The organism is Acidipropionibacterium jensenii, from assembly GCF_005890135.1.
Classification (GTDB): Bacteria; Actinomycetota; Actinomycetes; order Propionibacteriales; family Propionibacteriaceae; genus Acidipropionibacterium; species Acidipropionibacterium jensenii.
The window spans coordinates 1985701-2011534 of the sequence record NZ_CP040635.1; the positions used below are offsets into that span (position 1 = coordinate 1985701).

Consider the following 25834-nt stretch of genomic DNA (forward strand, 5'->3'; position numbering starts at 1 on the left):
TCGCAGGTGCCGGAGAAGGGACTCGAACCCTTCCCGTAGATCCATTCCACAAGGTGAAACAATGGGAATTCCGACCACCGTGCCAGATATGTGCCAGAACAAGACGCCTCGAACCGGCCCCAAGACGTAGGTGTGGCCCCCGCCGGTTTCCAAGCGACGAGGGCCACGGGAAGAGGGTCGGAACACCCCTGCCAGAGCAGCCATGTGGCTGCACCACCAGGATGCCACCCGGCACAGACGGTTATTCGGCGATCACCGAAGAACTTCCCGGCTCCGGGAAAAGCTTCCCGGCGGCGGGGATGTCCACCAGGGCCATCGCGCCCATCGTCGGAGTCAGCAAGGCTCAGGTTTCCGTGGATAGGCGTGAGGCCGAGGTGTCCAGCGACTGGACACCTGCCTCTCCTGTCAGCCCGGACGAGACCGAGACCGAGCACAGGCTGCCCGCCCCTGGGCAGCCGTTCGGATGAACCGAACAGTTGCCCTCCACTGCCGTAATGGCAGCGCAGCTGGTCGGCCAACCACTGCCGTTACGACCGTGGTTGGGCCTCCGTTGTCGTAACACGAACGCAGCGCCGCCGGGGGCTCCGCAAGACGGAGTCCCCCTCGGCCTGCACTGCCGTTACAGCAGTGCAGCTCCCCGGGTTCTTCGGTGATCGCCGAAGAACCCGGTGGGCCCGTGTGAAACATCGGCCGTTTCTCGTGGAACAGCCCCGGTCGTTACGACCGGGGCTGAGTTCCTTCCATGACGGAAGCGGCTGCACCTCCATGGCACAGGTGCAGCCCGTCCGCACTACGGGTGGACTCTTGCCACCGTGGGCCTCCGTCTCCGTTATGAAGACGGTCGGGTATCCCGCGGGCGTGGGAGTGCCCCCGCTCCAGCACCAGGACGGGGGCACTCCGCTGCGCCGTCCACTCCGCGGCGCGGAACCGGTCAGGGGGTCTCGAAAGGGTTAGCCGTCAGGCCGGACCCCCCACCGGAGGATTCAGTTGTTCATCGTTCCTCGAACTGGAACGTCCGGCCCAGCTCGGCGGCGATGAGCCGGCGGGCCCGGTTGACCTGGGCGCCAGGGGAGGCGGCCTGCACCTCGTCCAGGCTCATCTCCGAACGACCGCCATTGTCCCGGTACGCGTCGGCGAGGAACCGCCACAGCCGCGGCCCGGCCTCGGGGTGCTCGGCCCGGTAGTACTCGAACGAGCCGGGCTCCAGTGCCTCCGAGGGCTCGCCAGCGTCGATCTGAGCGCCTCCCACCGCCTCGGCGTCCTCCCGGCCACCCACCGGGCTGTCAGGGCCGCTCATCGCTTCTCCTGCTCCAGGAGGAACAAGCCGATCCAACTGTCCGAGTCGGGCATGCGCCGATTCTGCGCACCACCCGACGCCCGACGCTGGATCTCAGCACGAAGCATGTTCCGACGATCGGCCGGCAGGCTCATCGCCCGCCCCACCAGCCCCGGATCCAGGTCCACGACCGGGGCCGCCGGCCCCAGCCGGACCGCGGCACGCTTCCCGGCCCCGGGAACCTTCCGGGACGCCGGCACCACCGGAGCCAGCAGATCCGCCCACCGGGGCCTGCCCGGGGCCACCCGCAGCCGCACAGCCGGCCGCGGCACCACATCATCCCAACGATGATTGCTCATCACGCCACCTCCACTGTCTGAACGACCCCGTCGGCCCGACGGGTCACCTGCCCGTACCGCAGCCACCCGAGCTGGGTACCCAACACCTTCGGATCGACCTGGGAGAACGCCTCGACCGGGCTCGCCTCCAGCCACACCCCGCCCGACGCGACCACGTAGGCGGTTCCCGGCTCCCGGACCCCGCCGGTGGCCAGCACCAGGGGACGATCGGCCGGCCCCAGCTGGGCGGCCGCATAGGCGCGCACGATCTTCGGCCGGTCGGCCGCATGACACAGCACCAGGTCGGCACCCGACGGCCACGCCGCCCCGCAGGCGACCTCCGCAGCCTCCAGGTCGGCGGCAGCCGGCGCACCATCGGCCAGCTGACGAACCAACTCGGCCTCCAGGGCCACACTCGCGACAGCCACACCCAGACGGTCGAGCTCGACCATCGCGGCCACACCCCAGTCGGCCACCTGGGCGGACCGGCTCGTCGACCAGCCGGCCAGCGTGTACCGCTTCTCGTCGCCCTCCAGCTGCGAGAGGTCGGTTCCAGCATCGGCCGGATTCGCACTGCCCGGGTTGACCACCCCGGCCGGGAACACGTCCCACCGAAGCGGCGTCATCAGCTTCGCAGCCGACGAGGCGGTCACCGGCTGCGCGTACCCGTCCAGCCACGCCGACAGGCCCGGCAGCTCGACGGCAGGCGGGGTGACGAACACCTCACCCACCGAGGCCACGCCCAGCCCGGCGGCACGCGCCTGGGCCCTCACATCAGCCAGCTGGGAGGACACCCGAAGCCTGCCACCGGCAGCACGGACAGCAGCCTCACCGCCGAACGCCCGCGGCATGTTCGAGCCGACGTGATCCACGCCGCCGTCGATGCCATGCACCAGCGGCCCCTCAGCCGACAGCACCAGGTCAAGCACCCGGGAGTGCTCCCCATCCGCGTACGGGTCCAGACCAGCCACCACCTGGGGAACATCCCTCAGCGCCTCAGCGGCCCGCCGGGATCGGGTCACACGCTCCGCCCGGGAGATTCCCTCCTCACCCACACTCGCGGCCAGGTCCCGCACCGCGGTGAACAGCTGCTCGGCTGCCCCCAACTCCGCCGTCTCACCCATCAGTGTTCCTTCCTCGTCGGCGGGATCTCGTCCGCCACCACGAGCCATGTCCGGCCCGACCGTCGGGCCCGGATCTTCTGCGCGGAAGCCCAGTCCCGGGCCGTCCGCACAGGCACCCCGCAATTGCCTGCCCACTCAGTCAACGTCACCCAGGCACCCCCAGACCAGCGGCCAGGATCAGATTCGCCGAAAACGGCGAACTCCCGGGCCCGACGGGCGATCAGATCCAGCCGGCCGGTCTCCCGGCCCCGCCCACTCAACCGCCGCCGCACCATCTCGGAATCCATCACGTCGGCGAGCTCCTGGGCATCGATCGGCACCCCGAACAGCATCACCGAAGCCACGGGTCCGCCTCCCCATCGAGATGGTCAACCGGCCTCAACCGCCGCCACAAGTCCAGCCGGCCACCACGCTGCAACGCCACATACAGCCCGTGCTCAGACAGCCGCAACGCCGAACAGACCCCCGCCAAGGACTCCCCGAACGACAACAGCCACTCGACCTCCTCCACCGTGGCCGCGGTGGTCGAAGGACGGCCCCTCCGCGGCTTCACCGGCTGATCGTCAGCCACGACCGGACCCCTCCCCAAGAGTTCCAATCCGAAGAGAGAGAACATGGATGGGCATCGGCGGTGTCTGAGGGGGCCTGCTGCTCAAAAAAACGGGCGGCGGTCATCGTCGAACGATTCGTTGAACGGATCGTTGACGATCGGTTGACGATTCGTTCGCTGGTCTCGGTTGCCGGATCACGTAGTCGATGAGTCCGTGTCCGGGTTCGGTGATGGTGACGCGGATCTCGCCTCCGCAGTCGGGGCAGCGGTTGATGCGGGGTGCAGTCGGCTTGCCGCACTGGTTGCAGCGTCGGCGCCTCATGATGCGTTGCCCTGGGGCTGGTCGTTGGGCTGCTGGTCGGTGGGGCGTAGTTCCTTCATCCTCGACTCGACCGCGGCGCGGAGCTGTTCGCTTCGGTTGATGACCTCGCCGTACTTCGCGCATGCCTTGGTGAGCTCGGGGTAGTCGCATCGCTGGATGATGTGGAGGATGCGGGTCTCTTCCTGTTCGTCGGTCTCGGTTGTCTTGGGTCGGCGGTGTGTCTTGGCCTGGGCTCGGGCGAAGGCGGGTGGGGTCTGGCCGTAGTGGGCTGGCTGGCTGGTGTGCTGCTCGATGGCAGCTGCCTCCCACGGGTCGGTGGCTTGTGGGTCGGGTGTGCCGGTCAGGACTTCTCCGGTGGTGATGTCCACGGTGTTGTTGGCGAAGAGCTGGCCGGGTTCGTCGGTGGTGGCCGGAGCGTCAGCGGAGGTGGTGTTCCTCGCGCGCGCGGACTGAGGTGAGTTACAAGCAGACGCGCTACGCGCGCGGGAAGAGGAAGTGGAAGTGGTAGTGGAAGTGGTAGTGGAAGTGGAAGTGGTGCGCGTGCGCGGGCGCGCACCACTACCAGGTGAGTTCGGGACTGAGTCCCCGACTGAGTTCGGGACTGAGTCCCCGACTGAGTTCTGGACTACTTCCGGAGTAGCCCCTGAACTAGTACCGGGAGTAGTTGGGGAACTAGTTCCTGAGTAGTCCGAGACGGGGTCCTGAAGGGGGTTCGGGACCCCCTTCGGAAGGTCGTAGATCTGAAGGTCACCGTCAGGGTTGAGCTCGGCGTACAGCTCGGCCAAGATCTCCTCGACGCGCTGCTGCTCGGTCTTCTTGTCGCGATCGCCCACACGGTCGTGCTTCACCTGCGAGGTGTCGATCTCCCGCAACGACTCAGCCATGGCCAGGCGCAGTTGCTTGGATTCGATCTGGGCCGCAGCACGGGCGGCAGCCCGCATGTTGTTGGACCTCTTCCAGGTACCGTCTCGGTCGATCCACGACGGGATCAGCACCTCTCCCGTGTCGTCGTCCACGACGATGAACCCGTGCTCGGTGAGCTCGTCCAGGTCGGCGTCAAGGTCGGCCTGCGAGTAGTCGGCCGCCGAGCGAAGCCACTGCCGGGTGTTCATCAGAACCACGCCGCACGCGGACCTGCTCGGGATTGAGCACAGGTACCAGAACAGTCCTTGAGCTGACCGGCTCAGCGCCTTCATCTCCGGGTCGCGCCAGGTCCCCGTAGAGATCGGAAAGTACAGGTCTTTCACTTCGAGCCTCCCGGCTTGCCGCCGGCCACCAGGGCAGCGGGGAACGTGTGTCCGGCACTCGAGTGCCGGGGGTGGACTGGCCGGGCCTCAGCGGCCCGGGCGGAGCCCCCGCCAGCGCGATGCTGGCGGGGGCTGATGCTGCTGTTGCCGGTCACTTGGTGCGCTCCAGTTCCGCCAGGAGCCGGCTGTAGTGGTCGTCGTCCAGGAGGCGGCGGAGGCGGCGCAGGGCACGGCGCTGGCCGATCGGTGCGGAGCGGACCATCTGGGCCATGCCGGCCAGGTTGACGATCTCCTCGGGCTGCCCGTCGATCACGGCGACAGTCCAGTTCTCCGGGGAGACGACGCCGTACAGGTTCAGACCGTCAGCCATGGTGGGCCTCCAGGATGATCGAGTCGGCGGCGAACACCATGTCGGTGAGTCGTTCGAGCTGGGCGGACGGCGTGGACGGTTGCAGCCCGTCGGCCTCCAGGGCTTGGAGTCGGTGCACCTCGTTGTCGAGGACGTTGCAGATCAGCTGATGCTCGGCCTCGGTGAGGACACGGTCAGACATGGCGGGCCTCCTCGTCGGAGTGCTCGGGCAGGTGGTCGGCGTCAAGGTCGGCCGCGATCTCTTGGAGCGCGGCGATCAGCGCGGGAAGCTCGGCCCGGGTGAAGAAGCACGTCCCGCCGTCCACGCCCACCAGCTCGATGGTCTCGAAGGAGTCTTCGGTGACGGCCCCGTCACAGGTGAAGTCCCCCCAGCGCACCAGGTCAACCTCAGTGTCCTTGTGCCCCGACGTGATGGGGAACTCTCGGATCCAGTGCATTGAGGCCGTGGGGTCGTTCGGGTTCTTCTGGTAGAAGGCCCGGAGTCGGCCGGCCCACCGGGGACGCTGGGCCTTTATCCTCGCCATCACATCGTTGGGCAGGTACTCAATCGTCTTGCCCTTACCGTTCCACTTCATGCCTGGGCCTCCCCGAGCTGGTCGCGGTCGGTGAACACGCTGTCGATGCTGTGGCGGATCGTGGCCGCGGTGCGCTCGCGGCGCCGGCGGGCGTTCGCGGTCGGGATGTTCTCCCACGCCGGGGTGCATTCCAGGATGGTGACGGTGCAGCCATATCGGCGGAGCAGTGCGGCCCGGTCTCTCGCCGCGGATCGTGACTTGTAGATCCGGTCCGTCTTCGGCCAGTAGAAGGCCGGCACCTGCTCGGTCGGGGTGAACGTGTCGGGCACCCAGTCGGGGTCAAGCGCCCCGTCAGTGATCAGCGCGGCGGCCGGGTAGGCCACCTCCAGGCAGTAGAGGCGAGGTTCGGTAGTCTTGGTCATGTCCTTCTCCTTGTTGGGGGTTGGGTTGGCTCCGGCGCGACGGTCTTGGCGGATAGGCGCGTCGGAGTTGAACTTGTAGGGGCCGGGAGTGTCGAGGGCGACACCGCGGCGGGGCCGGCTGACAGCGGCCATGGCGACCAGCACCAGGGCAACGGCCAGGTAGACCAGCAAGCCGCTGTTGCTGGCGGTGGGGATCGCGTTCATCGGTCGCCGCCGTACGTGGTGAACAGGGCGTCCATGTCGCCGTCCTTGATTCGGATGATCTTCCCGCGGCGGTAGATCTTCAGGGCTCCGGAGGCTATCTGCTTCCTGACCCAGTCAGTGGACACTCCCCATCGCTCTGCCTGCTCGGGGATTGAGCCGGCCCCCTTGGCGGGCTTGATCTTCGTCGTTGGCATGTGCTTCCTCCTCGGTCTTGCGTGGCTCTGACGCGCTCACGCTTGTTGTGAGGAGACTAGCACGTCTTGCGAGGTGATGTCATAGGGGCGCTATTGCAGATTGTGGCCAGCACCGGGCAAGGTGGGGGCATGGAGGGTCAGCCAGAGGAGCACACCGGGGATCTGCTGATCGGTGGACGGTCTGGATACATCGTGGGATCCCGGGTCCAGATCAGCCCGCACCTCGAGGGGCCGGCTATCGCCGAGATGGAGTCCTACCCCGAGGATCCCCGCTTCAAGGCGGTCTTGAGCATGCATGCCATGACGGGGAAGGGGTACCAGCTACGGGAGCTGACCTTCAGTGCCCGCGAGGGAGAACCGGAGCTGACCAGCGCCGCCCTCCGGGAGTTCCCCGTTCGGGAGCGGGTACGAGAGGCGGCCATCCAGGTCATCGCGGGAATGGTCAGCTCCAAGTTCGGCAATTTCACCGAAACGATCAAGCACATACAGGACCAGGTGAAGGAAGCCGGCGGCAGGCTCAGGCCCACGGCGGAAGTGCTAGAACTCGTCGCCATTGCTCATGAGTTCTGCCAGGTGCTCCAGATCCCCACCATCAAGAACATCCAAGCGATGTTCTCGATCCCGAACCGCACAGCCTCTCACTGGGTCCGCCTCTCTAAGGATCGGGGCCATCTCCAGGACGACCCCATCAATGTCGCGCCAGATCCCACAGCGAAGGTGTGGACCACTCGGCTCAGCGCCGAGGAGGTAGACCGACTGATCGGCGGGGCCTCTCCGAAGGATGGCGACTAGTCGCCCGGGATCTTCCGCCTCGCCTCGGTGATCGTCTTGTCCAGGCGGGCGGCACGGTCCCGGTCACGCCGCGCGGACGGCACCTGATACAGCATCGCAACGTCGGCGGTCGTGTGGCCCAACAGCCTCTTGAGCTCCTCGAGGGTTGCCCCGTCCTCGGCGGCCAGAGTCGCGGCCGTACGTCGCAGATCGTGAATGGTCAGGTTCGGCCGGCCGATAGCGGCGGCCGCCTTCTTGTGGTTGCGGTTCAGCGTGCTGTCGTTCATCGGCGAGTGGCCGTCACGGGCGGGGAACACCAGGGCGTCCCGGCCGGCCACCGGTTGCGAGGCGATCCACGCCGCCAGCGTCGGCACCAGGAACTTGGGCACGGTGATATCCCGCCGGCCGGCGTCACTCTTCAGATCGGCGAACCGGTACACCAGGTGATGATCCACCGTCGGCTTGATGACCTGCTGGCGGACATGCAGCGTCCCGCCCTTCAGGTCCACGTCACGGCGCCGCAGGCCTCGCAGCTCCCCGGACCTCAGGGCGCACGTGGCCGCCAGGGACAGCGCAGCCCGGTAGTGCTCCGGTACGGCATCCAGGTAGGTGAGGAGCACGTCGACGGGGAGCGCGTCCACATCCTTGGATCGGCGAGGCTTGCCCGCACCCTTCAGCCTGCACGGGTTCCGATCGATCCACCCGTCATCCACTGCGTCGTTGAAGATCGAGCGCACCAGGTCGTAGCACTTCCCGCGGCTCGTCTTCCGTCCCGGACAGCAGCCGTCGTACCATCCGGCGATGTCGGCCGGCGCGAACTGGTCAATGCGGATATGGCCGATCGCAGGATTGATGTGCAGGCGGAGGAGCTTCTCGTAGTCCTGGGCGGTCAGGGGCCGCAGTGGCCGGCTTGAACGGTTCTTCCTGCGCGCCATGATCGTGCCGGCGTAGGCGGCGAACGTGGGCACGGACTTCCTACGGGCCCGCGTCTCGGGCGGAGTCCAGGTGCACATGGAGATGAGCATCTCCTCGTCGGCGAGCCATGACTCGGCGTGGCCCTGCATCGCGAACGTCCGGTCGGCCTTGTGCTCGATGGTGTCCGGGCCGATGTAGCGGGCCTGCCACTTGCCCGATGGCAGGTGCCGGATGCTGCCGAATCCGCGTCTCGCCATGGTGTCCTCCGTGCCAGATACGTGCCATAACTGCCCATTTCTGGGCTGATTTCAGCCTACCTGCACATACCGACAAGATACGCAAATTACCCTCTGGCAAGGCTGTTTGCGCTTGTCAGAGGGGAATCATGAATGGTGCCGGAGAAGGGACTCGAACCCTCACGCCACAAGGCACAGGAACCTAAATCCTGCGTGTCTGCCAGTTCCACCACTCCGGCCGGGGCGCCCGCGGGGGCGCCGGGGGCTCAGCCCGGGATCAGATCTTGAGTTCGCGACACAGCTTCTCCACGTGGCCCTTGGCCCGCACGTTGTACTGGGCGAGGCTGACGATCGGTCGGCCGTCGTCCTGGACGTCCACCACGAAGGTGGACCGGATCACTCCCTCGATCTCCTTGCCGTAGACGTTCTTCAGACCGTAGGTCCCGTAGGCCCGCATCACCTTCGTGTCGGCGTCGGAGAGCAGGGTGAGGGTCAGCGACTCCTTCTCGGTGAACTTCCGCAGCCGGTCCACCGAGTCCGGGGAGATCCCCAGCACGGTGTACCCGGCGGCCGAGATCGCGTCGTGGTGGGTGGTGAAGTCAACCGCCTGAGTGGTGCACCCGGGTGTCATCGCGGCCGGGTAGAAGTACACGATGACCCGCTGTCCGGTGAGCTTGGAGAGGGTCACCGGATGGCCGGAGGCATCCGGGAGAGTGAAATCGGGGGCGATCGATCCGGGGGCGAGGCGAATGCTCATGCGCTCACGATATAGGCTGTCGCCACGGCTTGGCGCGCGGGCCGACGTTGACACGTCGGACGTCGTCGAGACGATTCAGGAACCACGGTCGGCCCAGCGCCGGCCGATTTTCAGGTGGTCGCGTCTCAGGGAGGGCCAAATGGCTGACAACCGACAGCAGGGCAAGGCGAAGGACACTCGTTCCGCCGATCAGATCAGGCGGGACATCGCCGCTGCACGGGCCAAGATGTCGGCCACGGTGGAGGGCCTCACCGAGCAGTTCCACCCCGCTGCGGTCAAGAACCGGGTCGTCGAGGACGCCAAGGAGTTCGTCCAGAAGGAGTACACCAGCGTCCGGGAGAAGCTGATCTCCCAGGTCAAGGACGAGGACGGCTGGCGCACCGATCGGCTCAAGCTGGTCGGCGGCGCCTCCGCGGGGGCGGTCACCGGGCTGGTGCTGCTGCGTGCGGTGGTCGGCAAGGTGACCGGATCAACGGCCCGCAAGAAGTTCGAGAAGGCCCAGGTCACCGCGGCCAAGGACGCCAAGAAGCAGGCGAAGAAGCAGCGCAAGACCGATGCCAAGGCGGCGAAGACCGCCAAGAAGCAGGCGAAGAAGCTGGCCAAGACCATCGCGAAGTGATCGTGCAGCGGTGAGCGAGCACACGGAGGGCGGCGACACTGCCGTCGACCTGCCCATCCGGATGCTCGGCGACCGGGTGCTGGTCTCCACGAAGGGGGAGGACGCCGAGCGGCGCAGTGGATCGGGAATCGTCATTCCCGCCACCGTGACGATGGGCCACCGGTTGAGCTGGGGCCGGGTCGTCGCGCTGGGCCCGGCGGTGCGCCAGGTGGTGCTGGGGGACCGGGTGCTCTTCGACCCCACCGATCGGCCCGAGGTCGAACTCGAGGGATCCAGCTACACCCTGCTGCGCGAGGAGGAGATCCACGCGGTGTCCACCGCCCAGCAGGATTCCGACAGCGAGGTCGGCATGTACCTGTGAGACCGCCCAGGCCGAACAGCCTGAGAATTCTCCCTGAGTTGACCGGACCGCGCTGCTAGCATGAGGGGCACCACACGGCGGGGGCACGTGGTGATGACGTGCACCGTCACATTCAAGGGAGAATGAGTGATGCCAGTTTCACGTCGCAATTTTCTGGCCGGGCTCGGGGGTCTTGGTTCACTGGCTGTGCTGAGCGCATGCGGGTCCAACTCCGATTCCGGCACGGGTTCCTCGGCCGGGGCCTCCTCGGGCCCCGCCTTCACCGGGAAGGGACCCATCACCTATGCCACCGGCAAGGACACCTCGGGAAAACTCCAGGAGATCCTCGGTGACTGGAACAAGACCCATCCCGACGAGAAGGTCACACTGACCGAACTTCCGGAGTCGGCCGACGACCAGCGCGCGGCGATGATCCAGAACTTCCAGGTGAAGTCGGACTCCTACTCGGTGGTCGGGATGGACCCGATCTGGGTGGCGGAGTTCGCGGCCCAGCAGTGGGTGGCGGCGCTGCCGGCCGACACCGACACCTCGGGACTGCTGAAGTCCAGCGTCGACTCGGCAACCTATTTCAAGAAGCTCTACGGCGTTCCGTTCGCGACCAACGGCCAGCTGCTGTTCTACCGCAAGGACCTGCTGGACGCCGCCGGGGTCGGCGTGCCGACCAGCTGGGACCAGATGTGGGCGGCCTGGGACAAGGTGAGGTCGAGCCCGGCGGCCAAGGGGATGTCGGCCTATGCCGGTCAGCTGACTAAGTACGAGGGGTTGACGGTCAACTTCACCTCGGCGGTGCTGTCGGCCGGTGGCAAGGTCTTCGACGAGAACGGCAAGCCGACGGTCGACTCCGCCCAGGCGAAGGCCGGTCTGGGGGCCCTGGTCAACGGATTCTCGAAGGGGTTCATCCCCAAGGAGGCCCTCACCTACAAGGAGGAGGAGTCGCGTCAGGCCTTCCAGGACGGCAAGCTGATGTTCCTGCAGAACTGGCCCTACGTGTACTCCAAGGCCGCCGCCACCGACGGTTCCTCGAAGGTGGCCGGCAAGTTCGCCGTCGCACCGGTTCCCGGCATCGGCAGCAACCCGGGCATGACCGTTCTGGGCGGCCTCGTGCTGGGCATCTCTGCCTACGCCAAGAACAAGGCGACGGCCTTGGAGTTCGCCAAGTACATGGCCAGTGAGAAGGTCCAGAAGGTGTGGGCGCTGGCCACCAGCCAGGCACCGGTGGTCACCTCGCTGTACTCCGATGCCGAGGTCATCAAGGCCTACCCGTACACCGAGGAGCTGAAGAAGGCCCTCGACAGTGCCGGAACCCGACCCCAGGTGCACAACTACGGCGACGTGACGCTGGCCATCCAGAATGCCGTCTACCCGGCGCTCAGCGGCAGGACAGGTGTCGACGCGGCCCTGAAGGATCTGCAGACGAAGCTCGAGGCCCTGGCCAAATGAGCCGCCGGGCACGATCTGGCGAGGAGAGGAAGGAGGAGCGGTTCGCCTATCTGCTCCTCCTCCCCACCTTCCTGGTGCTCGCCCTGGTGGTCGGTTTCCCGCTGGTGCTGTCGCTGTGGCAGTCCCTGTTCCGCGGTGGCTCCGGTATCAACCCGCAGACCGGTCTGGTGGAGAAGGGCGACGTCTTCGTCGCGCTGGGCAACTACACGGCTGTCTTCTCGGACCCGGATGCCTCGGCCCAGTTCTGGAACGCCTTCTGGAATACCTCCTTCTTCACCGTCGTCGGGGTGCTCGTCGAGACGGTGCTGGGGGTGCTGATGGCCCTCATCATGGTCCGCGGGATGCGCGGGCTGGGGTGGGTGCGGGCCGGCATCCTGGTGCCCTGGGCGATCCCGACGATCGTCTCGGCGCTGATGTGGAAACTGATCTTCAACGCCGACGGGGTGGCCAACAAGCTGATCGGCAACCAGATCCTGTGGACCACGGAGGGCTGGCAGGCCAAGGCCGCGGTCCTCATCGCCGACATCTGGAAGACCGCCCCCTACATCGGGCTGCTCACCCTGGCGGGCCTGCAGACCATCGACACGCAGGTCTACGAGGCCGCCAAGGTGGATGGGGCGAGCGCCTGGCAGTCCTTCTGGAGGATCACCCTGCCGCTGGTCAAACCGGTGCTCATCGTGGCGGTGTTGTTCCGCACCCTGGACGCCATGAGGATGTTCGACCTCCCCTACGGCCTGCTGGGCATGCTGGACTCCGGCAAGACCCTGTCGATGCTGTCGTGGTACCAGGCGGGTCAGTCCCGCTACGGGGAGGCGGCGGCCTACTCGCTGTACCTGTTCGCCTACATCTGCCTCATCGTGCTGGTCTTCGTGCGGGTGCTGGGGGCCGACATCATGGGGTCCCAGGAGAGCGGGAGGAATCGCAGCAGGAAGGGCGGGAAGGGCGACGCCCCGGCGTCGGATCCCGCCGGGGCCGCGACGGCAGGGGGCAGGTCATGAGTGGCGAGACGCAGGACACCTCCAGGGCTGTCGCCGACGATCAGCTGGAGGAGGTGCGGCGACGCCGGCGGCGTCCCTCCCGGGTGGCCGGCAGAGTGCTCACCTGGATCGGGATCGTGATGATCGTCGTCTACTGCCTGGCGCCCTTCTACTGGATGATCGTCTCGGCACTGCGGCTGCCCTCGATGGGTCTGGACACCTCCTTCATCCCCGACCCGGTGAGCCTGGACAACTTCACGGCGGTCTTCCAAGGCCGCAACCACTTCGGCCGGGCGCTGGTCAACTCGCTGATCGTGGCCGGCCTCACCACCGCCCTGGTGCTGGTGGTCGGTACGGTGGCGGCCTATGCGATGGCCCGGCTGCGGTTTCGCGGCAAGCCGCTGGTGCTGTTCGCGATCATCTCGACCTCGATGTTCCCGGTCGTCACCCTCATCGTCCCGCTGCTGCGGCTGTTCACCGGGGGGTATGCGTTCTTCCCGGTCAACTGGATCAACACCTACCAGGCGATGATCCTGCCGTCGATCAGCTTCGCCCTGCCGCTGGCGGTGTGGACCCTCAACGCCTACTTCCGGCAGCTGCCCCACGAGCTGGAGGAGTCGGCGATGGTCGACGGCGCCACCCGCAGCCAGGCCTTCCGCCGGGTGATCCTGCCGCTGGCGGCGCCCGGCGTGTTCACCACGGCGATCATCACCTTCATCGCGGCCTGGAATGAGTTCCTCATCGCCCTGACGATGGTCAATGACAATGTGCACATGACCGCGAATGTGGCGATCTCGAAGTTCACCGGGGTCTCGGGCTATGACACCCCCTACGGCACGATCATGGCCGCCGGCGTCATCGTCACGGTGCCCCTGCTCATCGTGGTGCTGATCTTCCAGCGCCGGATCGTGGGCGGGTTGGCGGCGGGCTCGCTCAAGTGAGAGTCGGACCGGCGGGTGGCGGGTTCAGCGCGCGTAGCGGGTGACGAAGGCGCTCAGCAGGCGGTGGGAGTCCTCCACCTCGGCGAGGGCGACCCGCTCGATGAGGGGTTCCATCTCCTCGGGGTCGAAGTATCCCTTGTCGCGGTAGATCCGGATCCGCTCGGTGATCCCCTCGACGTCCAGCTCGGGATGGAACTGGGTGGCGTAGAGGTTCTTGCGGATGCGGAACATCTGCACCGGGGCGGCGGTGCCGGTGGCCAGCAGCACCGCACCGGCCGGGAGCCGGTGCACCGACTCCTTGTGGCCGACGAAGGCGTCGAACCGGTCGGGGACGCCGGCCAGCCGCACCAGCGGGTCGCTCCGGCCGTCCTCGGTGAGGCTGACGGTGACCGCGCTGACCGGCTCGGGGTAGGTGTGGTCGATGAGTCCGCCCTGGTGGACGCCGAGGGTCCCGACCCCGTAGCAGGCGCCGAAGAAGGGGAAGTCGCGGGCCACCACCCGGTCGAGCAGACCGGACAGCTCGCTCTCGGCGCGCACCTGGTCGGGGGACTTCTCCTCGGTGGGGTCCGAGGTGCTGTAGGGGCTGCCGCCGACGATCACCCCCGACAGCTCGTCGAGATCGACCCGGGGCAGCGGGGAGCGGTCGAGCTGGGAGTAGACGACGTCTCGGGGAGTCAGTCCGCAGTAGCGCAGCATCGCCCGGTACTCACCGCGGGCGGCGGCGTCCTCGGGGCGGGTGGCGATCAGCAGGAAGGGTTTCACAGGACATCCCTCGGGACCAGCGTCGTGCTCAAAGTGGAGAAAAGGACCTCTTCAATGAAGAAGAGGTCCTTCGGCCTGGTGCGCCGCCAGGGACTCGAACCCTGAACCCGCTGATTAAGAGTCAGCTGCTCTGCCAATTGAGCTAGCAGCGCCGGCGAGAGAGAACATTACCGCAGACCGGCAGACATCCCAAATCGGGCTGGCGCGGCCACCCTGACGGTGGTGCTGACGGTCACGGTCGGCCCTCCCGGACCGCCTCGATCCGGCGGGCCCGCAGGGCCTCGATCTCGGGCATGTCGAGGGGTTCCAGGGGGCGGCCCAGGGCCGTCTCCAGGAGATGATCGGCCAGGTCGGGATTGCGGGAGAGCACCGGCCCGTGCGGGTAGATGCCGTACACCCGTCCCTGCACCGCACCATCGGTCTGTCCGTCGCCGTTGCCCCAGCCGACCTCCATGGAGGTCAGCGGGGTGGCGCCGGAGCCCAGCTGGGTCCAGCCGCCGTGGTTCTCGAACCCGGTGATGAGGGAGCTGGTCCCGTCGGGCCTGGTCCAGTGCGACAGGGACTCTCCGACGGCCCGCTCGGGGCCCCGGCGGGTCTCGATGTCGAGCAGTCCCAGTCCGTCAATGATCTCGTCCCGGGCGCCGATGGTGAAGCTCTTGCCGCAGATCTGGTAGCCGGCGCACACCGCGAAGAGCACGGCGCCGTTGTCCAGGGCGGTGAACAGACCGCGGTCGGTCTTCAGCTCGTGGACGGCGGTGGTCTGGGCGATGTCCTCCCCGCCGCCCATCAGGTAGACCGCGCCGTCGGTGGGCACCGGGTCGCCGGGCTCCACGGGGACCAGCTCGGCGTCGATCCCGCGCCACTGGAGTCTTCTGGTGAGGATGACGGCATTGCCGTGGTCGCCGTAGATCCCCAGCAGGGACTGGTACAGCAGGACGATCTTCACAGGTGCGGCGCTCATGCCAGCCCCCCAAGTCGACGCAGTTTCTGGAACGGGGTGTAGGTGGACAGCACGTCGATGGGATGGTCCTTGTCCCAGTGGCCGGCCAGCAGCGGGGACTCGAGGGCCTCGGCGAGGTCCTCGATGACGACATGCTCGACGCCGGCGTAGCTGAGCCGCACGGCCAGGTCGAGGGCGCGAGGTCCGGTGCAGATCACCGTTCTCCCGACCAGCTGCTCGTAGTCGACGTCCCACAGCCAGGAGACGTCCTTGCCGTCGGCGGCGACCGCGTCGATGGCCAGCACCAGGGGGTCGGAACTGGTCAGCGGCAGGGACTCGGTCCAGCCCGCGGGGTTCTTCGACAGCAGCAGGCGCACCTCGGTGCCGGAGATCACGGTGGTGGCGTAGCGGCCGGCGGGTGAGGCGACGGTGTGCATCCCGGCGAGGGCGTCGTCGGGGGAGATGCCCATCTCGACGGCGGCGGCCAGGGCGCAGGTGGCGTTGGTGAGGTTGAAGTGTCCGGGGACCTGGAGATCCAGGTGGTGCCGGTCGCCCTTGCGGGAGACGGCCTCCTCGCCGTCCACCCACCAGTCGGCCTCGGGCTGACGCAGCGGACAGTCGGGACAGTGCCAGCTGGTGGCCTCGTGGATGAGGACTCCGCCGCAGTTGGGGCACAGTGTGGAGTCGGCCGTCCAGCGCGGTTTGGTGTCCACCCAGACCACGGCGCGGGCGCGCTGGCAGACCCAGACGATGAGCGGGTCGGAGGAGTTCGCGATGACCATCGGTCCGTCGGGGCCGGCGGCGGCCAGGGCGGCCCGCCAGTCGCGTCCCAGGAAGGTCAGTTCGTGGTTGCGGTCCAGCTGGTCGCGGCTGAAGTTGAGCAGCACCAGGATCTCGGGATGTCCCAGTCGGACGGTGTCGGTGACCACCCGCTCGTCGGTCTCCAGGATCGCGACGGGGGCCTGGGGGGCCTCGCCGAGAGCCGAGACGATGCCGTGGTGGAGGTTCGCCCCGTCGGCATTGGTGACGACCTCGGTGCCGTCGTCGTCCAGTCCGGCGCGCACCGCGGCGGCCAGGAAGTGGGTGGTGGTGGTCTTGCCGTTGGTGCCGGTGACCGCGGCGATCCGGCGGGAGGCGATGAGTTCGGCGAAGGCCCTCGGATCCAGCTTGGTGGTGACCTTCCCCCGGATCGAGGCTCCCGATCCGCGTCCGGCCATCCGTGAGGCCAGAGCCGCTACTCGTCCTGCCAGCAGTGCCGTCCGCAACCGGGGGGAGGGACGTCGGCGCGGCTGCCGGGGGGATCGGGACTCTCTGCTCATGGCCCCATCATGGCAGCTTCCGGAAAACCGGGCCGTCGCGGTGGTGGGAGTTGGCAGGGAGTTGCCCCCGGCCTGTCGGGGGTTGCCAGGGGGTTGCCCCCCGGCCTCAGAAAAACTGTCAGTGGTCGCTGGCACCGTGGAGACCATGAGCAGCGAGAACCGGTCAGGGTCGGGTGAGGCGATGGCCGCCGCCCTGGCGCGCCTGCCGGTGAGTCGCGGCGTCGGTCGGGGAGCCGGTTCCGGGCACGGCGGATGGTCGGCCGACGATCTGTCGGTGCGTCCGGGCCGAGCGGTTCATCCGGGGCTGCGCCCGGTGCTGCCCAGCGGTCTGATGCCGGAGATCTACTCCCTCAACGGGTCGGCCCAGGTCGGCCTGGGACTGCTGGTCGAGGGCTGGTGCGCGGTGGTCGGGTTGCCCGAGCTGGGGGTGGAGGCCGCCCGCGAGTGGGGGGTCGAGCTGTCGCGGATGGTGCTCGTCCCCGATCCCGGGTCGTGGTTGGAGACCGTCGCCACCCTCATCGAAGGGTTGGACGTCGTCCTCGCGGCGGCTCCGGCGTCGATCGCCCCGGCGGCCGCCCAGCGGCTGGTCGCCCGGCTGCGGTCACGGGGCTCCAGCCTGGTGGTGCTCGGCCGATGGCCCCACGCCCATGCCCGGATCGATGTGCGGACTCTCGGCTGGCAGGGACTCGGACGGGGGTACGGGGCCCTGGAGTCCCAGCGTCTGGAGATCACCGTGACCCGCCATCACAGTCATCGCACGGTCACCCTGATCCGGGGTGCCGAGGGTGTCACGGCAGCCGGGGAGTCCTCCGACGACTCGGGAGGAGCGGGCCGGTGAGCAGTGACGCGCAGTCCCCGCGAGTGATGCTGGTCCGGGTGCCGGACTGGCCGATCAGGGCCGTCCAGATGCACACCGAGCACAGCGACCCGCTGATCGTCGCTGAGAAGGGCAGGGTGCTCACCTGCTGCCGACGGGCCGCCGAGGACGGGGTCCTGCCCGGCCTTCGGGTGCGCGCCGCCCAGCTGCGCTGTCCCCGGGCCCGGGTCGTCGTCCACGACCCGCGGGTGGAGGAGGAGGGCTTCGCACCGGTGGTGGCCCGGATCGAGGAGCAGGTCGCCCCGGCGGTCCACGTGCTGCGCCCCGGCACGGCGGTGGTCCCGGTCGGTGGCCCGGCCCGCTTCTACGGCGGGGAGCGGGCCGCCGCCGAGCGGCTGTGGCAGGTGCTCGGGCAGGAGGGGTGGTCGGATGCCACGGTGGGGGTGGCCGATGGCATGTTCGCCGCAGAGCAGGCGGCCCTGGGTGTCGCCGCGGTCCACCGGGGAACCCGGACCCCGACCGGGCAGCCGGTACCGATCGGGGAGTCCGACCCGATCAGGATCGTGCCGGCGGGCCGGTCCCGGGAGTTCCTGGCCGATCTGGAGGTCGGTGCCCTGGTCGGGTCGATGGATGACTGCTGCACCGACGGCGGCATGGATCTGGTCGTCTCGCTGCGCACCCTGGGGCTGCGCACGATGGGCCTGGTCACCACCCTCAGCCGCGAGCAGGCGGCCACCCGGTTCGGGAGGGCCGGCAGGCTCGCCCACCAGTACGCCCTGGGTCAGGATCCCCGCCCGCTGGTCCCGCATCGCAGCGACCATGACGACACCGTCGAGATCGCCTTCGAGGATCCGGTGGCCTCCGTCGAGCAGCTGGAGCAGGCGGTGCGGCCGACCCTCGAGAGGCTGATCGGCGAGATCGGGAGCCGTGGACTGATCTGCGACACGGTGCGGATCCTGATCCGTTCCACCGCGGGGGTGTGCGAACGCACCTGGCGGCATCCCTGGCAGTTCGGCTCCGACGACCTGGTCTGCCGGGTCCGGTGGCAGTTGGCCGAGCTGGACCGGCCGCGGGCCGACACCGCCGAGGAGGTGGTCTGCGAGTACTCCACCGGCGTCCAGGCGGTGCAGCTGATCCCCACCTGCCGGCCCCTGGCCGATCACGCCGAGGGGTTGTTCGGTGCCCGGCCGGCCGAGCACCTGGTCCAGATCCTCACCCGGTTGCAGGCCCGGCTCGGGCCGCGTGCGGTGCTGGTGCCCAGTGTCGCCGGGGGACGGCTGCTCACCGAGAGACGTCGTCTGACCCCGTTCGGCTCGGTGCCCGACGGTGCCCGGACCGGCGGGGATCAGCCCTGGCCGGGACGTCTGACCGGGCCGGCCCCCGGTGTCATCTACTCCGAGCCGCGGCCGGTGCGCGTCCAGACTCTCGGCGGACAGTCGGTGCACCCGCTCGAGGATGCCGGGGGATCGGCCGGTGAGGATCCTCCGGGCGGTCTGGACGCCGAACCGGGTTGGCTCATCGTCCCGGGCGGACGCCGGGTCAGGGTGATCGCCTGGGCCGGGCCCTGGCCGGTGCGGGAGCACTGGTGGACCGATCGGGCGGTGTCCCTCGACCGATACCAGTTCGTCACCGAGGACCAGGAGGCCTGGGTGCTGGTCGCGGCCTCCTCGACATGGTGGCTGGAGGCCCGCTATGACTGAGTGCGCTGCGAGCGGGGTGCGCCATGCCCTATGACAACCCGCCTATCTCCTGGTCGGAGATGGAGCGACGGATCCGCGGCAAGGCCCCTGAGACGGAGGGCCACGGCACGGACCGGATGCGCGGCGGCCCGGAGGACGCCCCCATCGGCAGGCGGCGGGCACCCTTCTCCGGCAGGGCGACACCTCCCGAGGGTCCGGTGGTGCCCTACGCCGAGCTGCACTGCCACTCCTACTACAGCTTCCTGGACGGTGCCTCCAGCCCCGAGGATCTGGTCCGCAGGGCGGTCGAGCTCGGCCTGTCCGGACTGGCACTGACCGACCACGACGGGGTCTACGGGGTGGTCCGGATGGCCGAGGCGGCCGAGGCCTGCGGGCTGGCCACCAGTATCGGCTCGGAACTGTCGATCGGTCTGCCGGCCCCCCAGAACGGGGTGGCCGACCCGGTGGGCAGCCATCTTCTGGTCCTGGCCCGGGGGACCGAGGGATACCGCCGGCTGTCGGGGGCGATGACCGAGGCCTATCTCGACGAGGATGCCGAGAAGGGCCGGCCCGTCTACGACCTGGACCGGCTGGCCGATCAGGCCGACGGCCACTGGATCATCCTCAGCGGGTGTCGCAAGGGGGCGGTGCGGCAGGGCCTGGCCCGCGGCGGCCCCGATCTGGCCGGGAGGGAACTGGACCGGCTGGTCCGGCTGTTCGGCCACCGCAACGTCGTCGTGGAGCTCACCGACCACCGGCGTCCCTGCGACTCCCACGACAATGATGCGCTGGCCGCGCTGGCCGCCGCCCGCGAGCTGCCGGTGGTGGCGACCAATGACGTCCACTACGCCGATCCCGGACAGTTCGAGCTGTCCTGCGCCCTGGCGGCGGTGCGCGCCCGACGCACCCTCGACGAGATGGACGGCTGGCTGCCGGCCGGCCCGGTCGCCCGGATGCGCTCCGGCTCCGAGATGGCCCGGCTGTTCGCCCGCTACCCCGGTGCCGTGGAGCGCAGCGTGGAGATCGCCGAGCAGACCCGGTTCTCGCTGCGCGCCAGCCGCCCCGAGATGCCCGAGCAGAAGGTGCCGCAGGGCCACACCCCGATGAGCTGGCTGCGCCATCTGGCCGATCTCGGCTGCGCACGGTTCTACGGTGACGACCCGGTCGCCCGACGGCGTCTCGACGAGGAGCTGGAGGTCATCGAGTCCAAGGACTTCGCCGGCTACTTCCTCATCGTCCACGACATCGTCGAGTTCGCCCGTCACCACGACATCCTGTGCCAGGGGCGCGGCTCGGCGGCGGCCTCGGCGGTCTGCTACGTGCTGGGGATCACCGTCGTCGACCCGGTCTTCTACCGGCTTCCCTTCGAGCGGTTCCTCTCGGCGCTGCGGGAGGAGGAGCCCGACATCGACGTCGACTTCGACGCCCGGCGCCGCGAGTCGGTGATCCAGTACGTCTACGGCAGGTACGGCCGCCACTACGCCGCCCAGGTGGCCAATGTCATCAGCTACCGGCCCAAGAACGCGATCCGCGACATGGCCAAGGTGCTGGGTTACTCCCAGGGTCAGCAGGATGCCTGGTCACGGCAGGTGGAGCGCTGGGGATCGCGGATCGGCGAGGACCAGGAGGGGGCTGACAGGATCCCCGAGCGGGTCCGGGATCTGGCCGGACAGGTGCTCGGATTCCCCCGTCATCTGGGGATCCACTCGGCCGGAATGGTGCTCACCCGGCACTCGGTGGGCGAGGTGTGCCCGATCGAGCCGGCCCGGATGGCGAACCGCACCGTGCTGCAGTGGGACAAGGAGGACTGCGCGTGGATGGGGCTGGTGAAGTTCGACCTGCTCGGACTGGGAATGCTCGCCGCCCTCCAGCACACCTTCGACCTGGCTGCCGAGCACTGCGGGGAGCGCTGGACGATGCAGTCGATCCCGCGCAATGAACCGGGGGTCTACGACATGCTGTGCCGGGCCGACACCATCGGCGTCTTCCAGGTGGAGAGCCGCGCCCAGATCGGCACCCTGCCACGGCTCAAGCCGCGCTGCTTCTACGACCTGGCGGTGGAGATCGGACTGATTCGGCCCGGCCCGATCCAGGGAGGTGCGGTGCACCCCTACATCCGGCGGCGCACCGGGGTGGACCCGGTGAGCTACCCGCACCCGATGCTGGAGCCGGTGCTGAGACGCACCCTGGGGATCCCGCTGTTCCAGGAGCAGCTCATGCAGATGGCCACCACGGTGGGCAACTGCACCGCCGCCGACGCCGACCTGCTGCGCCGCGCGATGGGCTCCAAACGCGGGGTCGAGAAGATCGACTCGCTGCGCGCCAAGCTGTTCGCCGGGATGGCGGCTAATGGCATCTCCGACGACGTCGCACAGGAGATCTACAACCGGATCGAGTCCTTCGCCAACTTCGGTTTCGCGGAGTCCCACTCGCTGAGTTTCGCGGTGCTGGTCTATGCCTCCTCGTGGTTGAAGCTGCACTACCCGGCGGCCTACCTGGCCGGGCTGCTGCGCTCCCAGCCGATGGGGTTCTACTCGTCGGCCACCCTGGTGGCCGACGCCCGCAGGCATGGCGTCAGGGTGCTCGGCCCCGATCTGCTGGCCTCGGGGGTGCACGCCGGGCTGGAACCGGCACGTCGCGACGGACGCGAGAACCCCGAGGTTTCCGAGAACCACGAGAATCCCGGCCGGGGTCGGTCCGACTGCCTGCTGGACCACACCCAGGAGCAGATCGGCGAGTTCGACGCCGCCTCCCCCGACGACTGCGCCTCCCACCGCCGGGACGGGGGACTGGCGGTGCGGCTGGGACTGGCCGACGTCTCGGCGATCCCGGTGGAGGTCACCGAGCAGATCGTCGCAGAACGGGAGCGCGAGCCCTTCACCAGTCTCGCCGATCTGGTCCGTCGGGTGGGGCTGGAGCCCGACCAGGTGGAGGCGCTGTCCCTGGCCGGGGCCTTCGACCGTCTGGTCGGGTCGCGGCGAGGGGCGCTGTGGCAGTCGGGCCAGCTGGCCGGGGTGGCACCGGGCCAGCTGGACATCGAGGTGTGCAGCCAGCCCCCGCTGCTGCCCGAACCGACCCCGGTGGAACTACTGGGTCACGATCTTCGGGCCACCGGGATCAGCGCCGAGGATCATCCGATGCGCCATCTGCGCGCGGCGATGGCCGAGCGCGGAGTGCTGCCGATCGACACCTTGGACCGGGTCGAGGCGGGCCGCCGGATCGAGGTGGCAGGGGTGGTCACCCATCGGCAGCGCCCGGCCACCGCCGGCGGGATCACCTTCATCAATCTCGAGGACGAGACCGGTCTGCTCAACGTCATCGTGACCGCCGGGGCGTGGAAGCGGTACCGGCAGGTCGCCTTGACCTGCTCGGGGATGGTGATCAGGGGGATCCTGGAGCGCGGCGACGAGGGGGTGATGAACCTCTACGCCGACCGCCTGGAGCGGTTGCAGATGGCGGTGGTGGTCTCCTCCCGAAACTTCCGCTGAGGGGCCGGACCACTCGGTCGTGATCGGCAGGCCGACCAACAGGTCACAATCGATGCAGTAGCCGCCATGGTGGCAGGGCGCGGCACAACTCGTAGGCTCAAGACACCGGTCGAGGTCCTCGTCGGTACAGACGTGTGGTCACTCCTGATCCAGAGGACCTCGACCGCTCAGCTCACCGACCACCCATTCATCGGCGTGTCCCGCTCACCCTCACCGCAGATCCGAGGAGCCCGTTAACGACGCGATTCCCGTAGTCGACGTGACTTTTCCTGAGCAGTGCAGTGACCGTGGTCAGATCGACCGTGATCACGGTCACAACGTCGTCCTAGGAGGCCACAGGTCATGGTGGCGAAGGATGCTTAGCAAACTGGCTCTTCAGGATCCGGGGTGTAGTCGGGGTCTGAAGCCGCCGGCCTCGAGTAGGGATCTCGCGACATAGTTGGTCAGGTTCCGGAAGTCCAGGGCTGAGCCGCGTAGGTGTTCGAGTCGGCCGTTGATGGCCTGGGTGGGCCCGTTGGATGTGCCGGGCCGGTCGAAGTGGGCCAGCACGTCGGTGGCCCGCTTGGTCAGTGTCCGGCCGAGCGTGATGACCTCGGCGAGTGCCTTCGGCACGCCGGTGCTGACCGACTCGATCAGGCTGGCCATCAGCTCCCGGCCATGTCGGCGGTCAGGGTGACGGTAGGCGGCGATCATCGTCTGGTAGATGCCCCAGATGGCCTCGACCTCGACGTGGGCGTCGTCGTTGAAGAGCGCGGTGAGCCGGTTGGTCTGTTTCTCGGTGAGCAGGTCAGCGACGGTGCACAGCGTCCTGCGTGCGGCGTACAGCGGATCGCTCTTGCGGCCGCGGTGTCCGCCGATGGCCTGCTGGACCCGGCGCCGACACTCAGCAAGGGCATCGCCGGCCAGCCGCGTGACGTGGAAGGGATCCATCACCTCGGTCGCGGTCGGCAGTTCCTCGGCGGCGGTCTTGAAGCCCGTGAACCCGTCCATCGACACCACCTCCACACCGTCACGCCACGCCTGGTCGCGATCGGCCAGCCAGGTCTTGAACACCTGCTTGGAGCGGCCCTCGACCATATCGAACAGCCGCGCAGGGCCGGTGCCGTCACGGACCGGGGTGAGATCGATGATCACCGTGACGTACGTGTCACCGCGCCGGGTGTGCCTCCAGATGTGTGGACTGCTTGCCGTTTCTCGGACACGCCCAAACACTTGGTTTCAGGCCACCTGACGTGATTCCCTGTACTCCGCCTCAATCTCATTAGGGGTCCGATACCCCAACGACGAGTGAAGACGTTTCTGATTGTACCTGAGCTCGATCCACCGCACAATATCCCGGACCGCATCATCTCTGGTCCGATAGATCACCCGGTGCACCCTCTCGTTCTTCAACGTCGCATTGAACGACTCCGCCCACGCATTATCCCAGCACAGTCCCGTCCTCCCCACGGACAGTCTGATATCATAGGACTCGAGCAGCTCGGTGAATTCCTTCGACATGTACTGCGACCCATGATCCGAATGGAAAATGGTCGCCCCTCTCACATACTCACAATTCCTGACGGCCATGTCGATGGCCCTGCAGATCAATCCGGTCCTCATGTGATCATCGATCGCGTAACCCACGGCCCTCTTCGTGCAGCAGTCCAGTACCGTCGCCAGATAGCAGAATCCTTCCAGGGTGCGAATATAGGTGATGTCACCGACCCATTTGTATCCCGGCTGCGCCGCGGTGAAGTCTCGTTCCACCAGGTCTGGGCGCCCGTCGGCGTCGTCGGCCGGGATCGTGGTGCGGACCGCCAGGCGGGGCTGTGCGGCCACCAGCCCCTCGGCCCGCATGATGGAGCGGACCGTGTCCGGGTGCACCGCCTCACCGGCCCGGGCGAGCTCGGCTGCGATCCGCCGGTAGCCGTAGGTACCGTCCGAGTCAGCAAAATAGAAACGAATCTTGGAAGCGAGGTCACGGCGTCGACGTGCGGTCGCAGAAATGGGCCTGGCTCGCCAGTCATAATATCCCGAGGGAGACACGGTGAGGCATCGGCACATGAGCCGAACGGGGTAGTTGCCTTCTTGCGAGAAGATGTACGTGTAGCGGACAGCTACTGTGATTCCTTCGCGAAGAAGGCTGCCGCTTTTTTTAGGAACTCGTTCTCCATCCGGGCCTCACGGAGATCCTTCCTCAACCGTTCGAGTTCGGCCGACTCGGCACTGGTGAGGTTCTCGGTTTCCGGGTCCGGATTCTTCTTGCGATACTCCTTGACCCATACACCGACAGTCTGAGCGACAAGATTGTATGATTCTGCTACGGCTTTGATGGTGCGATGCTTGTCCACGACTTCAAGAACGACCTGGTTCTTGAACTCCGGACTGTACTTCGATCCTGACATGATGTGATCCTACCCGATTTTCGAAACTATGACTTTCCTCAGAAGTCCGGGAAGCTTCACTCAGTCCAGATGCTTACTGGGCCCGTGTTCTGTGCCGACACGTGCCAGGGCAAGGACGTTGCGTATCAGATTCACGGTCATCGCCGACCCCAGTGGCCGCCCGCTGGGAACATCTGGCCGGCAGACTGGACGCCTACCGCGACCTGCGACGAGGTCGCGATCGGCCTGCCGAGCCGGACCTGCAGTTCAGGTCGGCATGGCCGACTCCTACCACGCGCTGAGCTGCACCACCGCCTTGTACATGGCGGGCCATCCGCCCCGTCACTCGGCACCCCGAGTGGTGGATCGGGCTCAGTGGGCGCCGGGCACCACCAGGGCCCACAGCACCCCGAAACGATCGGTGACCTGACCGTAGTGGTCTCCCCAAGGGGCCACCGCGAAGGGCATCGTGACAGTGGCGCCGGCGGCGGTCAGCGTCGCGATGAGTCGCTCGGCCTCTGGCACGGTGTCCAGGCCGATGAGGAAGGAGTAGACCTGCGACTCCAGCGGGGCCAGGGGCTGGCCGTCCTCGGCGATGGCATCGCCGCCGGCGAGGGTCACCAGGCCGCCGTGGAGCTGGGCGTGGGAGACGGCGTCGGCGGGAGGGGTGAAGGGGAACCCGTCGGTGGGGAAGTCGCCGTAGTGGCCGATCTCCAGCTCTCCGCCGAAGACCTCCTGGTAGTGGTGGAAGGCCGCGTCGGCATTCCCGGGGAAGCTGATGTAGGGGGTGAAGCTGTGGGACATGTGTGGTCTCCTCGAGGCTCCCGATGACGGCGCTGACAGGCGGTGACGCTATCAGCCCCGAGTTCAGACAGCCCCGAGGT

Annotated in this window: 27 protein-coding genes, 2 tRNA genes and 1 pseudogene; 9 read left to right on the plus strand and 21 right to left on the minus strand. The window is 67.8% G+C overall.

The features are described from left to right. Window positions 1-991: 991 nt before the first annotated feature. The 10 genes from FEZ32_RS08815 to FEZ32_RS08865 form a co-directional block, all read right to left on the minus strand. Window positions 992-1297 (minus strand): hypothetical protein, encoded by a 306-nt coding sequence (locus tag FEZ32_RS08815; protein WP_138680424.1) that lies wholly within the window; start codon window positions 1295-1297, stop codon window positions 992-994. Continuing rightward, window positions 1294-1635, minus strand: coding sequence for a hypothetical protein (locus FEZ32_RS08820; RefSeq protein ID WP_138680425.1), 342 nt, complete (start codon window positions 1633-1635; stop codon window positions 1294-1296). The genes FEZ32_RS08815 and FEZ32_RS08820 overlap by 4 nt, the downstream gene beginning before the upstream one ends. Beyond that, entirely contained in the window at window positions 1635-2738 is a 1104-nt protein-coding gene (locus FEZ32_RS08825; RefSeq protein WP_138680426.1) for a hypothetical protein, read from the minus strand. The genes FEZ32_RS08820 and FEZ32_RS08825 overlap by 1 nt, the downstream gene beginning before the upstream one ends. After that, a complete protein-coding gene (locus FEZ32_RS08830; protein ID WP_138680427.1) occupies window positions 2738-3082 on the minus strand; it encodes a hypothetical protein in 345 nt (114 codons plus the stop codon). The genes FEZ32_RS08825 and FEZ32_RS08830 overlap by 1 nt, the downstream gene beginning before the upstream one ends. Window positions 3083-3606: 524 nt before the next feature. Next, window positions 3607-4857, minus strand: coding sequence for a hypothetical protein (locus FEZ32_RS13560; RefSeq protein ID WP_175415767.1), 1251 nt, complete (start codon window positions 4855-4857; stop codon window positions 3607-3609). A 151-nt stretch (window positions 4858-5008) separates the two neighbouring features. After that, entirely contained in the window at window positions 5009-5227 is a 219-nt protein-coding gene (locus tag FEZ32_RS08845; RefSeq protein WP_138680430.1) for a hypothetical protein, read from the minus strand. Continuing rightward, entirely contained in the window at window positions 5220-5408 is a 189-nt protein-coding gene (locus FEZ32_RS08850; protein WP_138680431.1) for a hypothetical protein, read from the minus strand. The genes FEZ32_RS08845 and FEZ32_RS08850 overlap by 8 nt, the downstream gene beginning before the upstream one ends. Next, window positions 5401-5802 carry a glycoside hydrolase family 32 protein gene (locus FEZ32_RS08855; RefSeq protein WP_138680432.1) on the minus strand — a complete coding sequence of 134 codons (402 nt, stop codon included), beginning with the start codon at window positions 5800-5802 and terminating at the stop codon, window positions 5401-5403. Before FEZ32_RS08855 ends, FEZ32_RS08850 begins: the two co-directional genes overlap by 8 nt. Continuing rightward, entirely contained in the window at window positions 5799-6368 is a 570-nt protein-coding gene (locus tag FEZ32_RS08860; protein WP_138680433.1) for a hypothetical protein, read from the minus strand. Before FEZ32_RS08860 ends, FEZ32_RS08855 begins: the two co-directional genes overlap by 4 nt. Continuing rightward, window positions 6365-6562: a helix-turn-helix domain-containing protein gene (locus FEZ32_RS08865; protein WP_138680434.1), complete on the minus strand. Its 198-nt coding sequence runs from the start codon at window positions 6560-6562 to the stop codon at window positions 6365-6367. Before FEZ32_RS08865 ends, FEZ32_RS08860 begins: the two co-directional genes overlap by 4 nt. 129 nt (window positions 6563-6691) lie before the next feature. Here FEZ32_RS08865 and FEZ32_RS08870 point away from each other — a divergent pair, with 129 nt between their 5' ends. Then, window positions 6692-7354 (plus strand): hypothetical protein, encoded by a 663-nt coding sequence (locus FEZ32_RS08870; RefSeq protein ID WP_138680435.1) that lies wholly within the window; start codon window positions 6692-6694, stop codon window positions 7352-7354. On the opposite strand, the gene FEZ32_RS08875 is transcribed toward FEZ32_RS08870, so the two are convergent. From FEZ32_RS08875 to bcp, 3 genes are all read right to left on the minus strand, one after another. Then, window positions 7351-8505: a tyrosine-type recombinase/integrase gene (locus tag FEZ32_RS08875; protein ID WP_138680436.1), complete on the minus strand. Its 1155-nt coding sequence runs from the start codon at window positions 8503-8505 to the stop codon at window positions 7351-7353. The two genes, FEZ32_RS08870 and FEZ32_RS08875, sit on opposite strands and share 4 nt — an antisense overlap. A 133-nt stretch (window positions 8506-8638) precedes the next feature. Then, a tRNA-Leu gene (locus FEZ32_RS08880) sits at window positions 8639-8723 on the minus strand. A gap of 38 nt (window positions 8724-8761) precedes the next feature. Further along, window positions 8762-9241 carry a thioredoxin-dependent thiol peroxidase gene (gene bcp, locus FEZ32_RS08885; RefSeq protein WP_028702925.1) on the minus strand — a complete coding sequence of 160 codons (480 nt, stop codon included), beginning with the start codon at window positions 9239-9241 and terminating at the stop codon, window positions 8762-8764. A gap of 139 nt (window positions 9242-9380) precedes the next feature. Here bcp and FEZ32_RS08890 point away from each other — a divergent pair, with 139 nt between their 5' ends. The 5 genes from FEZ32_RS08890 to FEZ32_RS08910 all read left to right on the plus strand — a co-directional run bounded on the left by FEZ32_RS08890 (window position 9381) and on the right by FEZ32_RS08910 (window position 13579). Further along, on the plus strand, window positions 9381-9860 hold the full coding sequence (locus FEZ32_RS08890) for a DUF3618 domain-containing protein (protein ID WP_138680437.1): 480 nt from the start codon (window positions 9381-9383) through the stop codon (window positions 9858-9860). A 10-nt stretch (window positions 9861-9870) separates the two neighbouring features. Continuing rightward, window positions 9871-10221 (plus strand): GroES family chaperonin, encoded by a 351-nt coding sequence (locus FEZ32_RS08895; protein WP_474390608.1) that lies wholly within the window; start codon window positions 9871-9873, stop codon window positions 10219-10221. A 129-nt stretch (window positions 10222-10350) separates the two neighbouring features. Then, the gene (locus FEZ32_RS08900; protein WP_138680439.1) at window positions 10351-11661 is read left to right on the plus strand and encodes an ABC transporter substrate-binding protein; all 1311 of its coding nucleotides are present in this window, start codon (window positions 10351-10353) and stop codon (window positions 11659-11661) included. Next, on the plus strand, window positions 11658-12659 hold the full coding sequence (locus FEZ32_RS08905; protein WP_097798519.1) for a carbohydrate ABC transporter permease: 1002 nt from the start codon (window positions 11658-11660) through the stop codon (window positions 12657-12659). Before FEZ32_RS08900 ends, FEZ32_RS08905 begins: the two co-directional genes overlap by 4 nt. Then, a complete protein-coding gene (locus FEZ32_RS08910; protein ID WP_051238249.1) occupies window positions 12656-13579 on the plus strand; it encodes a carbohydrate ABC transporter permease in 924 nt (307 codons plus the stop codon). Before FEZ32_RS08905 ends, FEZ32_RS08910 begins: the two co-directional genes overlap by 4 nt. A 24-nt stretch (window positions 13580-13603) precedes the next feature. Here the strand turns inward: FEZ32_RS08910 and FEZ32_RS08915 are convergent, their stop codons facing one another. From FEZ32_RS08915 to FEZ32_RS08930, 4 genes are all read right to left on the minus strand, one after another. Further along, window positions 13604-14341: a glutamine amidotransferase gene (locus FEZ32_RS08915; protein WP_028702929.1), complete on the minus strand. Its 738-nt coding sequence runs from the start codon at window positions 14339-14341 to the stop codon at window positions 13604-13606. A 76-nt stretch (window positions 14342-14417) separates the two neighbouring features. Further along, a tRNA-Lys gene (locus FEZ32_RS08920) sits at window positions 14418-14493 on the minus strand. Window positions 14494-14573: 80 nt separating this feature from the next. After that, window positions 14574-15302, minus strand: a complete 729-nt coding sequence (locus FEZ32_RS08925; RefSeq protein ID WP_138680440.1) for a type 1 glutamine amidotransferase — start codon at window positions 15300-15302, stop codon at window positions 14574-14576. After that, complete coding sequence (locus FEZ32_RS08930) at window positions 15299-16498, minus strand: Mur ligase family protein (RefSeq protein WP_244937977.1); 1200 nt, start codon at window positions 16496-16498, stop codon at window positions 15299-15301. Before FEZ32_RS08930 ends, FEZ32_RS08925 begins: the two co-directional genes overlap by 4 nt. A 247-nt stretch (window positions 16499-16745) precedes the next feature. Between FEZ32_RS08930 and FEZ32_RS08935 the strand changes: the two genes are divergently transcribed. From FEZ32_RS08935 to FEZ32_RS08945, 3 genes are read left to right on the plus strand one after another with little or no spacing between them, the layout of a single operon-like run. Continuing rightward, window positions 16746-17438 carry a hypothetical protein gene (locus FEZ32_RS08935; protein ID WP_244937837.1) on the plus strand — a complete coding sequence of 231 codons (693 nt, stop codon included), beginning with the start codon at window positions 16746-16748 and terminating at the stop codon, window positions 17436-17438. Continuing rightward, window positions 17435-19117, plus strand: a complete 1683-nt coding sequence (locus tag FEZ32_RS08940; protein ID WP_244937838.1) for a DNA polymerase Y family protein — start codon at window positions 17435-17437, stop codon at window positions 19115-19117. The genes FEZ32_RS08935 and FEZ32_RS08940 overlap by 4 nt, the downstream gene beginning before the upstream one ends. A 23-nt stretch (window positions 19118-19140) precedes the next feature. Continuing rightward, window positions 19141-22584: an error-prone DNA polymerase gene (locus tag FEZ32_RS08945; RefSeq protein WP_138680442.1), complete on the plus strand. Its 3444-nt coding sequence runs from the start codon at window positions 19141-19143 to the stop codon at window positions 22582-22584. Window positions 22585-22959: 375 nt separating this feature from the next. On the opposite strand, the pseudogene FEZ32_RS08950 reads toward FEZ32_RS08945, so the two are convergent. The 4 genes and pseudogenes from FEZ32_RS08950 to FEZ32_RS08965 all read right to left on the minus strand — a co-directional run. Next, a pseudogene (locus FEZ32_RS08950) lies at window positions 22960-23760 on the minus strand (ISL3 family transposase); the annotation flags it as partial. A 42-nt stretch (window positions 23761-23802) separates the two neighbouring features. Continuing rightward, window positions 23803-24693 carry an IS3 family transposase gene (locus FEZ32_RS08955; RefSeq protein ID WP_138680443.1) on the minus strand — a complete coding sequence of 297 codons (891 nt, stop codon included), beginning with the start codon at window positions 24691-24693 and terminating at the stop codon, window positions 23803-23805. After that, window positions 24684-24971, minus strand: a complete 288-nt coding sequence (locus FEZ32_RS08960; RefSeq protein ID WP_028703815.1) for a transposase — start codon at window positions 24969-24971, stop codon at window positions 24684-24686. The genes FEZ32_RS08955 and FEZ32_RS08960 overlap by 10 nt, the downstream gene beginning before the upstream one ends. A gap of 351 nt (window positions 24972-25322) precedes the next feature. Next, window positions 25323-25754: a VOC family protein gene (locus FEZ32_RS08965; RefSeq protein ID WP_028702257.1), complete on the minus strand. Its 432-nt coding sequence runs from the start codon at window positions 25752-25754 to the stop codon at window positions 25323-25325. Window positions 25755-25834: the final 80 nt, after the last annotated feature.